This is a genomic window from Okeanomitos corallinicola TIOX110 (assembly GCF_038050375.1).
Classification (GTDB): Bacteria; Cyanobacteriota; Cyanobacteriia; order Cyanobacteriales; family Nostocaceae; genus Okeanomitos; species Okeanomitos corallinicola.
This window is the reverse complement of record NZ_CP150886.1, coordinates 2,008,636-2,022,906: the sequence shown is the minus strand read 5'-3', so window position 1 is coordinate 2,022,906 and position 14,271 is coordinate 2,008,636. Positions and strand designations below refer to the sequence as shown.

At 35.3% G+C, this 14,271-nt stretch carries 15 protein-coding genes; 4 read left to right on the top strand and 11 right to left on the bottom strand.

Annotation, left to right across the window (positions count from 1 at the left end):
- Window positions 1–57: 57 nt before the first annotated feature.
- From WJM97_RS08900 to WJM97_RS08890, 3 genes are all read right to left on the bottom strand, one after another.
- Window positions 58–1,014 (bottom strand): NAD(P)-dependent oxidoreductase, encoded by a 957-nt coding sequence (locus WJM97_RS08900; RefSeq protein ID WP_353932682.1) that lies wholly within the window; start codon window positions 1,012–1,014, stop codon window positions 58–60.
- A gap of 102 nt (window positions 1,015–1,116) precedes the next feature.
- Window positions 1,117–2,169, bottom strand: coding sequence for a uroporphyrinogen decarboxylase (gene hemE / locus WJM97_RS08895; RefSeq protein WP_353932681.1), 1,053 nt, complete (start codon window positions 2,167–2,169; stop codon window positions 1,117–1,119).
- Between the two features lie 196 nt (window positions 2,170–2,365).
- Complete coding sequence (locus WJM97_RS08890; protein WP_353932680.1) at window positions 2,366–3,232, bottom strand: glycosyltransferase; 867 nt, start codon at window positions 3,230–3,232, stop codon at window positions 2,366–2,368.
- A gap of 533 nt (window positions 3,233–3,765) precedes the next feature.
- Between WJM97_RS08890 and WJM97_RS08885 the strand changes: the two genes are divergently transcribed.
- On the top strand, window positions 3,766–4,842 hold the full coding sequence (locus tag WJM97_RS08885; protein ID WP_353932679.1) for a glycosyltransferase family 4 protein: 1,077 nt from the start codon (window positions 3,766–3,768) through the stop codon (window positions 4,840–4,842).
- A gap of 71 nt (window positions 4,843–4,913) precedes the next feature.
- Window positions 4,914–5,861, top strand: a complete 948-nt coding sequence (locus WJM97_RS08880) for a hypothetical protein (RefSeq protein WP_353932678.1) — start codon at window positions 4,914–4,916, stop codon at window positions 5,859–5,861.
- Here the strand turns inward: WJM97_RS08880 and WJM97_RS08875 are convergent.
- Both WJM97_RS08875 and aroC read right to left on the bottom strand, forming a co-directional pair.
- The gene (locus tag WJM97_RS08875) at window positions 5,844–6,743 is read right to left on the bottom strand and encodes an LD-carboxypeptidase (RefSeq protein ID WP_353932677.1); all 900 of its coding nucleotides are present in this window, start codon (window positions 6,741–6,743) and stop codon (window positions 5,844–5,846) included. The two genes, WJM97_RS08880 and WJM97_RS08875, sit on opposite strands and share 18 nt — an antisense overlap.
- Window positions 6,744–6,950: 207 nt before the next feature.
- Window positions 6,951–8,039, bottom strand: a complete 1,089-nt coding sequence (gene aroC, locus WJM97_RS08870) for a chorismate synthase (protein WP_353932676.1) — start codon at window positions 8,037–8,039, stop codon at window positions 6,951–6,953.
- On the opposite strand from aroC, the gene WJM97_RS08865 reads away from it, so the two are divergent.
- Complete coding sequence (locus tag WJM97_RS08865) at window positions 8,019–8,324, top strand: hypothetical protein (RefSeq protein ID WP_353932675.1); 306 nt, start codon at window positions 8,019–8,021, stop codon at window positions 8,322–8,324. The two genes, aroC and WJM97_RS08865, sit on opposite strands and share 21 nt — an antisense overlap.
- 110 nt (window positions 8,325–8,434) lie before the next feature.
- Here the strand turns inward: WJM97_RS08865 and WJM97_RS08860 are convergent, their stop codons facing one another.
- The 5 genes from WJM97_RS08860 to WJM97_RS08840 all read right to left on the bottom strand — a co-directional run bounded on the left by WJM97_RS08860 (window position 8,435) and on the right by WJM97_RS08840 (window position 12,270).
- Complete coding sequence (locus tag WJM97_RS08860) at window positions 8,435–9,259, bottom strand: hypothetical protein (protein ID WP_353932674.1); 825 nt, start codon at window positions 9,257–9,259, stop codon at window positions 8,435–8,437.
- 4 nt (window positions 9,260–9,263) lie between these two features.
- Window positions 9,264–10,037: a hypothetical protein gene (locus WJM97_RS08855; protein ID WP_353932673.1), complete on the bottom strand. Its 774-nt coding sequence runs from the start codon at window positions 10,035–10,037 to the stop codon at window positions 9,264–9,266.
- A 241-nt stretch (window positions 10,038–10,278) separates the two neighbouring features.
- Window positions 10,279–10,455: a type II toxin-antitoxin system HicB family antitoxin gene (locus WJM97_RS08850; protein WP_353932672.1), complete on the bottom strand. Its 177-nt coding sequence runs from the start codon at window positions 10,453–10,455 to the stop codon at window positions 10,279–10,281.
- A gap of 97 nt (window positions 10,456–10,552) precedes the next feature.
- Window positions 10,553–11,176 carry a DUF4276 family protein gene (locus tag WJM97_RS08845; protein WP_353932671.1) on the bottom strand — a complete coding sequence of 208 codons (624 nt, stop codon included), beginning with the start codon at window positions 11,174–11,176 and terminating at the stop codon, window positions 10,553–10,555.
- The gene (locus WJM97_RS08840) at window positions 11,173–12,270 is read right to left on the bottom strand and encodes an AAA family ATPase (RefSeq protein ID WP_353932670.1); all 1,098 of its coding nucleotides are present in this window, start codon (window positions 12,268–12,270) and stop codon (window positions 11,173–11,175) included. Before WJM97_RS08840 ends, WJM97_RS08845 begins: the two co-directional genes overlap by 4 nt.
- A gap of 224 nt (window positions 12,271–12,494) precedes the next feature.
- Between WJM97_RS08840 and WJM97_RS08835 the strand changes: the two genes are divergently transcribed.
- Complete coding sequence (locus WJM97_RS08835) at window positions 12,495–12,836, top strand: hypothetical protein (protein WP_353932669.1); 342 nt, start codon at window positions 12,495–12,497, stop codon at window positions 12,834–12,836.
- Between the two features lie 89 nt (window positions 12,837–12,925).
- Here WJM97_RS08835 and acsF read toward each other — a convergent pair whose 3' ends face one another.
- Window positions 12,926–14,002, bottom strand: coding sequence for a magnesium-protoporphyrin IX monomethyl ester (oxidative) cyclase (acsF, locus tag WJM97_RS08830; protein WP_353932668.1), 1,077 nt, complete (start codon window positions 14,000–14,002; stop codon window positions 12,926–12,928).
- Window positions 14,003–14,271: the final 269 nt, after the last annotated feature.

The following is a 14,271-nucleotide window of genomic DNA, read 5'->3' as shown; positions in this document are numbered from 1 at the left end:
GTTAGTTAAAATTAGTGAAGACTAGAGACAAAAACTAAAATTTTATTTTATTTTATTTTATTTGCCGTCTTTCACACCACTAATTCTTAAAACATCACTCATAGTTACACAGTAATTAGGTAAATCAAAACTACCAGGATTGATGGCATTAGAATAGGTAAAATGCCGATAACTCATACAAAATCTATCCCATGCAGCCATTTGAATTCTAAATAATTTAATAATTACATTCGCTAAACCTAAAGATAACGGAATGCGGAAAAAAATCTTTTTACCTAGATAATCACAAACTTCTTCTACAGCTTGATTAACCGTTAACCCAGATTGGCCTAAAACAAATCTGCGCGGATCGCCCGCTTGTGGTGGATAATCAATTAAATACTGGACAACTGTACCAATATCTTTTCCATGAATAAAGTGAAAGCTACCATCCGCCTGTAAAAAACGAATGATATTAATAAATTTAGTAACTTCAGAAATACCAGATGTTAAATGAGAATAGGGTTTTGTCTCATCACCACCTAAAACCAAGGTAGGAAACACTGTAGTAATCTTAGGAAAAATAGCTAATTCTTCAATTTTATGTAAACAATCATATTTAGAACTAATATAATCTGTGCCAATTTCTCCCGCTTCTTTTAATGGTTGGTTATCATGATTTAAAACACTCGCTGTCGAAAAATAAATTACCTGTTGACATCTTTCTGGGTTTAACAAACTCATCAACTCTATGGTTTTATTAACATTAATATCAAAAATATTATCCCCACCCCAGGAAGTTGCTGTTAAAACCGCAGTGTCAATGGTTTTTAGGAGGTTGGAAAATTTGTTAATTTCCTGCATATCACCTTGTAAAATGGTGATTCCTGTCCGTGTTTGAGTATCAACTTGCAATTTATTAGGATTTCTCACTAATAAATAAAGTTCGTGTTCAGTGTTTTCAATTAACGCTTCGCTAATGTAGTGACCGATACAGCCACTTGCACCTGTGATTAAAATTCGTTTTTTAGACATGAAGTAATTATAATTTAAAAATTAAGAAATCAAACTTTCAATCAGTGAAATCAGTTGCCAATTTTCAGTTTTGATCACTGACAACTGATAACTAATAACTGATTAAACCAAAGCGTTGAGGTTTTTGGCAGTTTCAAAGAAATGAGCGACATTTTCTTCTGGTGTGGTTGGTAGTACACCATGTCCAAGGTTGAGGATATGTCCCCAATTACCGGCTTTACGAACTGTATCCAAAATGCGATCGCGGATAAATTCCTTAGAACCAAATAACACACCGGGATCAAGATTACCCTGTACTTTCACTTCCTTACCCAGTCTTTTCCGTGCATCTGCCATATCCACAGTCCAGTCAATGGTGAGGATATCTGCACCAGAGGTAGCCATTCTTTCTAAAAGTCCGGCACTACCTGTAACCAACAAAATTAATGGTGTATCAGGATGGGTTTCTTTCACCTTTTCAAACACCATTTTTTGATAGGGTGCAGCAAATACTTCATAATCTTGAGGGCTTAATTGTCCCGCCCAAGAATCAAACATTTGCACCACTTGAGCGCCACAATCAATTTGATAGCGTACATAATCTGCTATAGATTCAGCAAATTTAGTGAGTAACTGATGCAAAATTGCTGGTTCTGAGAAAGCCATGTTTTTGATGATGGAATAGGTTTTAGAACCTTTACCTTCCACCGCATAAGCTGCTAAAGTCCAGGGTGCGCCCACAAAGCCCAACACCGTTGATTGATTATCTACTTCCTGCCTTAATGCCTGCAAAATCGTTTTAATGAATGGCAGGGATGTTTCTGGATCTAGTGGACGTAGTTGATCAACTTGTTCTTGAGTGCGAATGGGCGCGTTAATAATTGGGCCTTTACCTTCCGCAATATCCATGTCAATTCCCATACCAGGTAGGGGGGTGACAATATCGGAAAATAAAATAACTCCGTCGGGTTGGAAAGCTCTCCACGGTTGGAGGGAAACTTCAATCGCTACTTCAGGAATTTCTGAGCGTTCCCGAAAAGAAGGATATTTTTCCCGTAAATCCCGATACGCTTTCATATAGCGTCCCGCTTGTCGCATCATCCATACAGGGGGACGATCTACTTGTTCACCACGTGCAGCCCGAAGGAGGAGAGGAGCCGTTGAGGAAACACCCATTTAACACTACATCCTAAGTCACTTTGTTATTTCACTGTTTAGCTTATCATCCCTGGATTACGGTTGAGTCCTATACTCCAAAAGCTCTTAGGGTTGCTTTACTTAACTTAATAAAACGTCATAATTTACCCAGTCACTGGACTGATTTTCAGAATCAAGGATCGAAAAATCATCTTTCTATCTGCATTCTATATAGTTAGCTGAGAAAATAGCGTTCTTGAATTTGTGTTTTAAAAATTTGTAACCATTCAGCTTGGGGATTTTTCAGAATTTCTTGATCATAAATATCATCTATTTCTAAACTGAAATTCATATATTTTCTAGTCTCTTCCTTGGCTAATTCGTTTTGAATAGATATCTGATCATTATTTATTTTTGCCAGTAACCTTTGTTTATTTTGATGAGAAGTTGCATGGGTATCGGCAGAATTACAAACAGAACCTTCACGCCTGTAATAAGTATGCAATCTATCAGACTCAAAACCAATAAATTCAATGTGATTAAAAAATGACATCAAAAAAACCAAATCTTGCGCTCTAGCCAAATCATTTTCATAGTATAAATTAGGAATTTTTGCTCGATCATATAAATAAATACTATAGGTATGCAGACAAACGGGAATGATATCTTTTGCAGAAAGAAAATCATTTTCAGGTAACTGATTTAATTTTTCCAAGGCAAGGTAAGAATCGCTATCTCGAAACTCAATATCAGAAACAGCCGCACCATACTTTTCTACCAAAGGTATCATCTTCGATAACTTTTGAGATTTAAACTCATCATCTGCATCAAGGGAAGCTATATACTGTCCTTTAGCAGTCTCTAAACCTTTATTCCTAGCATTACTTGCACCTGATCCTAACTTATTAGTTGAAGTAAATTGCAATCGTGCATCTATAATATTATTTTCTTTGAGAATCTGCTCATAATTTTGTAAATCATCACTAATAATAATCATTTCCCAATCAGGAAAATCTTGTTTTATTACACTTTTAACGGCTCTAATGATGGTATTTTCAGCTTTATAAGCTGGAGTAATAATAGAAATTAAAGGATGTTTCATAGGATTGAATATTTGGTTTTATTGGTAATTAGCAAACCCTGAATTTATTAATTCTAGATTAACTGATGAAATTGGATTTACCTGACCTAAAAAAAAGGGCAAACTTACTTTAACATAATCGTAGCTTAAATCAAAATTTTTTCATTCATCTTGCATAAACATAGAACCGACAAAACACTCATAAATTTTTGTTTAACCTGTGGTAAGCTACTACATTTTAATTCTTGTAGCATCCCGCAACAATAAATATTATGATATTATTACGAGATTAAGTTTAAATAAACTAATAGATAAAACTAAAATTTATCAATCAATTCCCCGACCATAAGGCAAAAATTGGCGTTGCTGAATTGAAGGATGGAATTGAAAAATTAAAAAAAATAAGCTCTTACTCTCTGGGACTCTGCGTGGAACAAAATCATACTCTTAATCAGCAATACCAAATTATGATAAAAAAATATAGCATTCCTACTTGATTTTGAAGATGATTCATTTAGGATAAATACCACAATTTTTTTTTGAGGATATTAATGATGACGAATCCATCTTACAAATTATTATTCATGTCCACCGCCGTTGGTACATTAGGTTCAGGGTTGAGTGGTGGAGTAGAAGTAACCCTATCTAATACTGCCAAAGCAATGCTAAAACGGGGACACAAAGTGGATATTGTAGCACCGGAGGGTTCTCGGAGTGGTTCGTTACCTCTAATAGAAATACCTGGAAACACACAAAACCCAGCCCAAGATCAAAAGCGTGATGAGCAAATTTATATTCCTAACAATTCAGTTTTGGCGAATATGTGGAGTTATGCTGATCAAGTACAGGAAAATTATGATTTAATTTTAAATTTTAGCTATGACTGGTTGCCATTATATTTAACACAATTTTTCACTTGTCCAGTAGCTCATTTAATTAGTATGAGTTCTTTAACTGATGCTATGGATGACATGATTACAAAAGTAGCAACTAAGTTTCCAGGAGCTATTGGTGTCCACTCTAAAACTCAAGCTGCTACTTTTCCTTGTGCAGAAGAATGTGTGTGTTTATTGAATGGGTTGGATTTATCTTTGTATCAATTTTGTGATCAACCAGGAAATAGTTTAGGGTGGGTAGGTCGCATAGCGCCAGAGAAGGGTTTAGAAGATGCAGTAGCAGCAGCAAATACCCTGGGAATGCCTTTAAAAGTGTTTGGTTTAATTCAAAATGAGGAATATTGGCAAAAAATTCGTCAGGACTATCCCAATGCACAGATAGATTACCAAGGATTTCTATCTACAACAGAATTACAAGCAGGACTAGGGCAATGTCAAGCTATGTTAGCTACTCCCCATTGGATAGATGCTTTCCCCACGGTAGGTCTTGAAGCTTCAGCTTGCGGAGTGCCGGTGATTGCTTATTCTCGTGGTGGTTTAGTGGAAATTGTGGAAGATGGTAAAACTGGGTTTTTGGTTGAACCAGACAGTGTACAAGGTTTGATAGAGGCTGTTAAGAATTTACATACAATTGATCGTCAAATTTGTCGCCAGCGAGCGGAAAGTTTATATTCTTTAGAAGCTATGGGTGGTCGCTTGGAAAAATGGTTTCATAAAATTTTGTCAAAGGTCTAAGAATAAAGCTCCGTCTGAGCGGAGCATTTCCAAGATCAGGCATAATACAAATTCAGGTTATTTAGGGTGTGATGATGATCATAAATTTTGATAATTCCAAGTTAGACAAGTTAGATCTTAATCTTGGCTGGCGAATTGGGGAAGAAGCATTCTTGAAAATTGTGGAATTAATTCATCAAGAATTCAATATCCCAAATCATATTGTCGAGTTTGGTAGTGGAGCAAGTTCTATCCGTCTAGCTTTAAGTTTTCCTAAAACTAACATTCTTTCCATAGATGCAGATGCAAATTTTTATGATCAAACTCAAGCACTAGCTCAAGAATTTCTGGAATTTCCAAATCTTTTACAATTAAAATATCAGCCTTTGAGTTTTCAAAAATACGGTTCAGGTCAGATTTTGACTTATACTCAAGAGGCTGCTTTAAGTAACCTGAATATTGATTGTGTAATTATAGATGGGCCACCATTTTACACATTAAGAGGAAGAGAAGCCTGTTTATATCAAATCTATGATCAATTGTGTGTTGGTGGTTTGGTAATTTTAGATGATGTCAATAGAGAAGGTGAAAAAACAATCTTAAAAAACTGGTTGTCCGTGTATCCAGATAGTTTTGATGTGGAAATAATTGAACCAGGACATCAAATTGCTATTCTTCAGAAAAAACAGTCAGTACAACCTAATTGGCTGAGTGCAGACAAACATCAGGATAGTATGCAAATTAATCAAAGATATGATAATCTTTGTGCTTCATTTTTAAACTTAGAAAACGCAGATTTTGGCAAAATAATTGCATCTCTTCCAAGTAATTTAGTTGTTCCTTCTCTGGAAAATCCTGATTATTTAGATGACTTTATTAACATGATTTCCATAATTAAAGCAACTTATAAAAGCATTGCTGATCAAATTAATGTTGTTTCTCAGCCTTTTGCCAATCTTACAGACGAAGAATGTTTTCTACAACAAATAGAAAGTTTCTGTTGTTGTTTAGAATCGTTAGGTTTAACAGCAAACATTTAGTATTCCCTCATCTGCATCTAATGTTGCTTCTACCCCTACAGGTAAAGCAGCATTGGGACTATCATGACCAAAAGGTAAATCGGAAACAATAGGAATACCTAAATCAGATAATCTATCTTGCAAAACTTCTTCTATACTCAAACTCGGTATATTAGGTGGTGCATCACAGTCGGTGAAACCTCCCAAAGCAATACCCCGAACTTTTGATAAAACGCCACTTAACCGCCATTGAGTTAACATTCGATCAATGCGATAGGGTGCTTCTGCGACATCTTCAAAAGCTAAGATGACACCATCTAGATCAGGTAATAGCGGTGTACCTAAAAGATGGGTTGCTACCGTGAGATTACCAGGAAGTAGCACTCCTGTAACTTTACCACCACCCCAACCCTTACCCTGTAAAGGTGCTACAGAACGACCTGCTACAATATCAAATAACCGTTTTATTGACCATTCTGGCTCATTTGCTAGGGTAGTGAGTACGGGACTATGTAAACCAGAAATACCAGCCTTGTAGAGACTCCAGAGCAGGGCTGTGATATCAGAAAAACCGAGCAACCATTTCGGATCTGCCGTTTTTTGTTCCCAAGACCAACTTTCCAAAATGCGGGTACTACCGAAACCACCCCTAGCGCAGATAATACCGCGACAGTCTGAATCATGCCATGCTGTAGCGAGTTGTTGACAACGGTGAGCATCAGTACCGGCAAGATAACCATATCTGCTGTCTATATTGTCGCTAATTTGGATATTGTAACCATGCGCTTTCCAAATTTCCAAACTTTGTTCAAAAGCTGCAAACTCTCTTAACGCACCACTAGGAGCAATAACACGCAATAAATCACCAGGTTTTAAAGGAGGGGGTAAAATAATTTTAGACATAAAATAACCATATTTTAGATTATTTAAAAAACGATAAATCAATAATTAACAAACTTTCTATTTCCTCTTCTCTCTGCGTTCTCTGCGCCTCTGCGGTTCGTTTTCTTCTATTTCTTAAAAATGAACCACGAAGGAGCGAAGAACACGAAGATAAGAAAGTATTATAGAGATTTTCAGTTATTTTGTAAGTTCCGAATTTCCAAATCTCTAAAATAATTTACACTGTCCATGATGTCTTAAAAGATGATCGCATAAAACCAAAGCCACCATTGCATCAACCATAGGAACAGCACGAGGTAAAACACAAGGATCATGTCTTCCCTTTCCAGCTAAAACTGTTTCTTCTCCTTCCTTAGTTACGGTTTTTTGTTCTTTTCTAATAGTTGCAGTTGGTTTGAAAGCAACTCTGATAATGATATTTTCACCGTTAGAAATTCCCCCTTGAATACCACCAGAACGGTTGGTTATTGTTCTAATTTCACCACTTTCATCAATATAAAATTCGTCGTTATGTTCAAAACCTGTTAACAAAGTTCCGTCAAAACCTGAACCTATTTCAAAACCTTTACTTGCAGGAAGTGACATGACCGCTTTTGCTAAGTCTGCTTCTAATTTATCAAAAACTGGTTCTCCTAAACCTTTGGGAACGTTTCTGACTACACATTCAACTACACCACCAATAGAGTTACCATCTCTACCAGTTTTTTCTATTAGTTCTATCATTTGGTTAGCAATTTCGCCATCTGGACAACGGACGATATTACTTTCTACATCTTCCAAAGTGACGGTGTTTGTATCAACTTTTCCTTCTAGGTCTTTGATGCGTTTAACATAGGCGATAACTTCTACATTTGCAACTTGACGGAGAATTTTTTTGGCGATCGCACCTGCTGCTACTCTACCTATTGTCTCACGGGCTGACGATCTGCCACCACCTTGCCAATTTCTAAACCCATATTTTGCATCATAGGTAGCATCTGCGTGAGAAGGACGGTATTTTTGCGCCATCTCATCGTAATCTTGGGAACGGGTATCTTTATTTCTGACTAGGATAGAAATAGGTGTTCCCAGGGTTTTACCTTCAAATGTCCCTGATAATATCTCACAGGTGTCCGCTTCTTTGCGGGGTGTTGTGATTTTACTTTGTCCTGGCCGTCTTCTGTCTAGTTCAAATTGAATTTCTGCGGGGGAAATTTCCAGTCGTGGGGGACAACCATCAATGATAACACCCACACCGCCGCCGTGAGATTCGCCAAATGTTGTAATTCGGAAAAGATGACCAAATGTGCTACCCATGTTGTTGAGGAAATACAGTCTGAATTATGTATTTTACATGGAGTTGGGGATTTTAAAGCATTCTGTTGGTTATGGAGTATAAATATTTTTATTTTTAAATTTTTAGGGTTTTCAGTGAATATACGCTTTTTTTATTTTATCATCAGTATTATGTGTGATGATCTCCTAGATACAAATTACATAACATTTGAGGATGCAAATAGTGGATATGAATCTTTAAATATGGTTTTATTAGCTTTAAAAAACATTGATGACAGGGTTGATTTAACTTGGCTACCTAACTAACTATTATCTTACCATCCTAAGATTACTCTTCTTGCTTCTTGTTCTTCGTGTCTTCGTGGTTCATTCAATCAGTATTCTTATGGTGGTGAGGGAGTAATGTAAACTTTTATTTATTCTGGTAACGCATCTAAATCCATTGATTTAGCTTGCCAATTTGCTCCTTCAATTTTATTCAAGTATTCTATTATTAAATCAAGTTCTTGATTAGAAAAGGTTGATGAATAGAAATCTTCATTAATATTATCTTGTTCAGATCCATCTGTTTTACTTATAAAATAACCACCTAATTCAATATCATACCAAAATCCAAAATCTACTATAAAATTTCCGCTTGTTGCACGTGCTTGTTTACTATAAGAAGTTTGTGTTTCATCGTCACGAGTACAACATTCAAATTTCCAAGTTTTTCTAATTACACCATTATGCACTTTCTCTAGTAATTTTTTCATGTATCCTAAACGAGATCCTTCTGTAACTATAATATTCATCATTTTTTCTTCTTGCATATTTTCCCCTTGCCCATTATTTTGTAATATAAAAATACGCTGTCTTGCTTCGTTCAAAATTTCTTGATTATTTATATCAGTCTGTCTTGAACATTCTAACTCTAACCTTTCAACCAAATAACCATAAACCTCTAAACCCTTTTCATAATTTTCTGGTTGATTCAATAAATCATCACAAGCATTTAAAGTATCCAAAGCAAATTGATAATTTCCCTGTTCACAATGATGATAAAAAGCATCAATATAATCTTGTAAATCATCTTCCCAATCCCAATTTTCCAGCCAATCACCTTCTATATCATCAACATAAAGATGAATATAATCAGCACCATAATTTTGCTTATCTAGCTGCAACTGTTGGGATGCTTCCAGATATTTCCAATCTACCTCGGAAGTTGACTGATTATAAATACTTACATTCTTAGTCATAATACTATCCAGGAAAGGGTATAACAGCAATAAAATTATTCGGGCGATCGCTACTCTCTTTTAGCATAACATCAGCTAACTTGAGTAGATTGTTTGCACTGTTCACTTGAGCATCATGAGTAACCAATAAAGCCCGTTTAATACCCCAACATGATAGAGTGTTATTCCATCGCTGCTGCTTATTCAGAAAATCAGGGTTAAGTTGTTCATCCCGCAAGTTAGACATACCTGTAAGCTGAACAAACACAGGCTCAAGTGTACTAGGAACATGACTAACAAGTAAATCTGTAGCCATAGATAAATCTAGAATATAACGATTTGAAGCACTTCCGTCAGTCCTAGAATTAATTGTTTTAGTTATAGCAATAATTAAATCTTCATCACTACCACTATACTCTTCTTGTATAAGTTTTTCAATCCAGTAAGAAAATTTTGGATCTTCTTGACTCAACCAATTAGGCAATATAACGCTATACCAGTAATACTCAGTTACAGACAGATTCTTTTGTTGGCAAAATTTTTCTATTTCTCCTTGAGGTAAATTTAAAATCGGTTTGATGTCATATATATAAGTTTGAATATCGTAATAAAATTCATTGAGAAAACCTATTAAAAACCGTTTTTTATCAAGAAGTTCATTTTTATATTTAGACAATGTAGTTCCCATTTCATTAATCCTAGCTGCCAACTTAGGTTCTATTAATAAAGCTTTCTTTTTTAGCAGTTGCAACCTGGGCTTAATCTCGTTTGCTTGTAGTTTAATTCTGTATTCGGTCAAGTCAAATCTCCATCAACTGTTATGAAGTTTATTTAATACCATTTTGTATATCAAGTGTATCAAAAATGGGTATTCCAGATACACACCTCATGAAAATTATTTAACATTCAGCCTTGCAAGAACTAAAACGGAAACACTGTCACTATTTTTACTATTATGCCCTAACCTTCCTGAAACTATTAAAAATTACCATCCTGAAAATCCTAAAATCCTGGACATCCTGATTCAGACAAAAATATATTTAAAATATGTTTGAAAATTCTGATAATGTTTCTATATATAATTCCACCGCTTCCTTAATATTTGCTTGTACTGCTTCTAATGAATCACCTTCAGATTGACAACCAGGAAGTTCAGGACAATAAGCATAATATCCATCTTCATCCTTTTCAATAACAATACTGACTTTATAGGACATAAGTTACGTCTAACAGAATAATTAATAATTTACTATTATATCATATATATTCATCAAATACCTATCCTGGACATCCTGATTCAGACAAAATATTTAACTACTTAATATTCTCCAGTTTCGTCAACCATTTATCGAAATGCTGACACTGATTACGTATTGTATCCAAACCAATATCCATAGCAATTAAAGAACCATGTAAAGGTTTATCATATCCAGGACAACATCGAAGAATACGTTTAGAAGGTGCTGTTATCGGACTATCATTAATATGTTCAGGTGAAGGAAATAATTTACGTTCACTTTCTAAAATTTCTACTACACTTTGATCAAACCATCCTAAAAAAGCTTGGGGATTACTATAAAGAAGTCCCTCAAACTCATGCACCAATAAATTAGGAATAAAATTTTGCGTTCCAATATCTACACCCATTTGTTTTTCTAGATATTCAGCTTTTTCAAAAGGATTATTGGTACTAGGAATAGAACTTTTACCTGGAAAATCTTTTGGTAATCCATACAAATCTAACATCGTAGTTACAAAAGCAGTGCTATCTTCAGAACATTTACGAGATAATTCTTTTCTAATTTTTCCATAAGTTACCGCACCACCCAGAAGTATAGGATTAACATATATGTTTTGTTGTAGAAAATGATTGTAAAGCAATTCTCTAACAAAAGTTTCTTCCGTTTGTCCTTCCACAAAAATCTGTACTCGAATCATTTTGAAGGTCTACCTCCAATAATATTCTTTTTCCATAACTCTCCTAAAGTATAATCTTCTAACCACTCTTGTAAATCATCCTCATTTAATCTACGCAGTAATGATTTACCATCTTTTCTATCTACAACAATCACATCATTTGCTGTAAATTCATTCAATAATTCCACAGATTGAGTTGAAACAATTACTTGTTTTTCTCTAGAAGCAGCACGTATTAAAGATGCTAAAATAGTAATTGCATAAGGATGAAGACCTAATTCTGGTTCATCAACTAAAATAGTTTCTGGTTGTAAAATTGCAGGTTGTAAAAATACCGTTGCTAAACATATAAAACGCAGTGTTCCATCAGACAGCAGATGAGCTTTAAAAGGAATATCCTGACCTTGTTCAAACCATTCTAACTCTATTACATCCTGATTGTGTGGAGAAGGACGCAATAAGAAATCATCAAAAAAAGGTGCAACAAGCCGGATTGTTTTGACAATTTGTTGATAAGATTGAGAATAATTGTTTTTTAATAAATACAAAAAAGCCGCTAAATTACGAGCATCTGGACGCAGGTAAATATTATCATTAATAGGAGTAGGTTGTTTTACATAAGCACTGTCACTGGTATCATGAAAATGATAAACCCTCCAAGGTAGCATAGCAAATAATACATATTCATCAATTTTTCTCTCAGTCCCTGTATAAGCGTGAGTTTCAAAATGTCCACTACCTATTTCCCACTCACTATCATCAACCAATCCCAAAGACTCTTTAGAAAACATCATACGGTTATCTTGAGTTGGTTCAAGGGTCGCAAAATATGTAGTATTATCGTTAAAGTAGAGTTTAATCTCTAATTGTTCAGTTGTTTTTCGACCAAAATGTAAAATTGAATCTGGTCCACCTTGACGACTAACAAAAATTTGTAAATGTCTATCAAGTATTTCTTGAACCATACGAAAAAAGCCAATAAAATTGGATTTCCCTGCACCATTACAACCAATGAGTATATTAAGTTGAGAAAGATGAAGGTCACATTCTGCAATAGATTTGAAACCTTTTAAAACAATCCTTGATAGCTGTTTTATACTGGTTAGTTCGGTCATAGTTCTTAATTCATGTAAAGCATCTACATTTATTGAATTCGCTTACTAATTTGCATCTATTTTGCTATTTTTTTACATTTTACATCTTTACATAGTTATCCATAAAATCCCCATCCGGTACATCCTGTTCGCGCAGCGTGGCGTAAGCTACTTCTGACAAAAAATACTTCTACTATAAGTAAGTATGTGCTAAATTATAACCAAACTTGTAAACTCAAATAATCATGGGCTTTTTACTGAGAATACTTGGCTTCGGTTTGCTGATATTAGGTATCTACTTTGTAGGACAAAATATTATTTTCACTACTAACGTTTATCCCTACTGGTGGCGCGGAATAGCCGCAGATACATCTATCCTTGCACTCAGCATAGGAGTAATGATACTAATTTTCTTCCCCAGAGGGATGAAAGAATTGGGATGGATACCCGTAGTTATGGGAATTATCCTCGTATTTATGAGTAGTCGCGCTATCCTCAATCCTACGAGTTTATGGCAATTTTTCCTATCATTAATCCTCATGTCAGGAGGTTATAAAATGTTCATCACCGGACGTTTACCTATTTAGAATATTTTGATGTCTTAACTAAAAAAAGTGGCTCTGATACTCTCAGAACCACCTGTATTTTTTAACAAAGTTAAACTCAATTAATTAAATTACCGAACTTGACCATGAGCTACAGCCGCATCAATGGGTTTCATTAGGTACAAGTTCAATAACTGCCAACCATGAGAAACATAAACGGGCAATTTTTGGAAGAATTGTAAGAACTTGGGACTATTGGAGTTAGAAATCTCTCTCAATTTCTCGTTATTTCTAACGCAAACATCCAACCGTTCATAAAAAGCTGGATTCTCAACATCCAACATCACTGGGAAAACTCGACCTGCGGTTTCGTTGGTTTTCTTAATGACATGAATGTCATATTCCCTTGCATCTAAACCGAGAGTAGCATAGAAATCTTTACGCTGAATATCATTGAGATACATGGTAGCAAATACTGACAACAGGAAGAAACGACTCCATAGTTTCGCTCTCCAGTCGTTCAACATTTGGGGTTGCGCTCTCATAATTGCGTCAAAGAAGTCACCATGACGGTTTTCATCCTGACACCAATTTTCAAAGAAGCGGAAAATTGGGTAAATTCTATCTTCAGGATGTTGTTCTAAATGACGATAAATGGTGATATAACGCCAGTAACCAATCTTCTCAGAAAGATAAGTAGCGTAGAAGATAAATTTAGGTTTAAAGAATGTGTAACTACGGCTCTTAGTTAAAAACCCTAAATCCAAGGACAGATTAAAGTCTGACATAGCTTTGTTTAAGAAACCAGCATGACGGGCTTCATCCCGTGACATCAAGTTAAAACATTCTGCTAAGACAGGGCTTTTGTCTTTTAAGCGACGGCCGAGTTCTTTGTAAAGTAAAAATCCAGAGAATTCCGCAGTACAGGAACGTTCTAGAAATTCCACGAACAATTGACGAGTTTCCCCATCAATATGATCCCAGGATTGTTCAAACTCAGCATCCCGAACAAAGTGATGACGGTTGTAGTCAATGCGAAATTCTTCGAGGATGGCTTGTAATTCGTCTTCGTTGACGGAAATATCCATCCGCGCCATTTCATCAAAATCTGTTGTGTAAAACCGGGGTGTTAAAAGGGTTTCCTTAGAGGGGACTTTCACCCCAGGACGCATTTCTTCAAAGCCTGGTTTTTCGAGGGAATTTACCATGTGTTAATTGCTCTTGTGTTTTTCTTATGTTGAGTACACCAGACAGCTAAATTCTAAATTTATGCTCTCACAAGGTGCTGCTAAGGACAATAATGACATTTGTATGAAATCCAGTGTAGCAAGGTCTAGGGGTGAAAATAGAAATAAAACATTAAGAGTTGCAACAAATCTTTAGATATTGCGAAATTAGGGGTTGAAAATTGGTAATCACCTAAGATCCTCAATTCCATCTACTACTAAAATTATTGAGTTAGGATAGATATAATTTT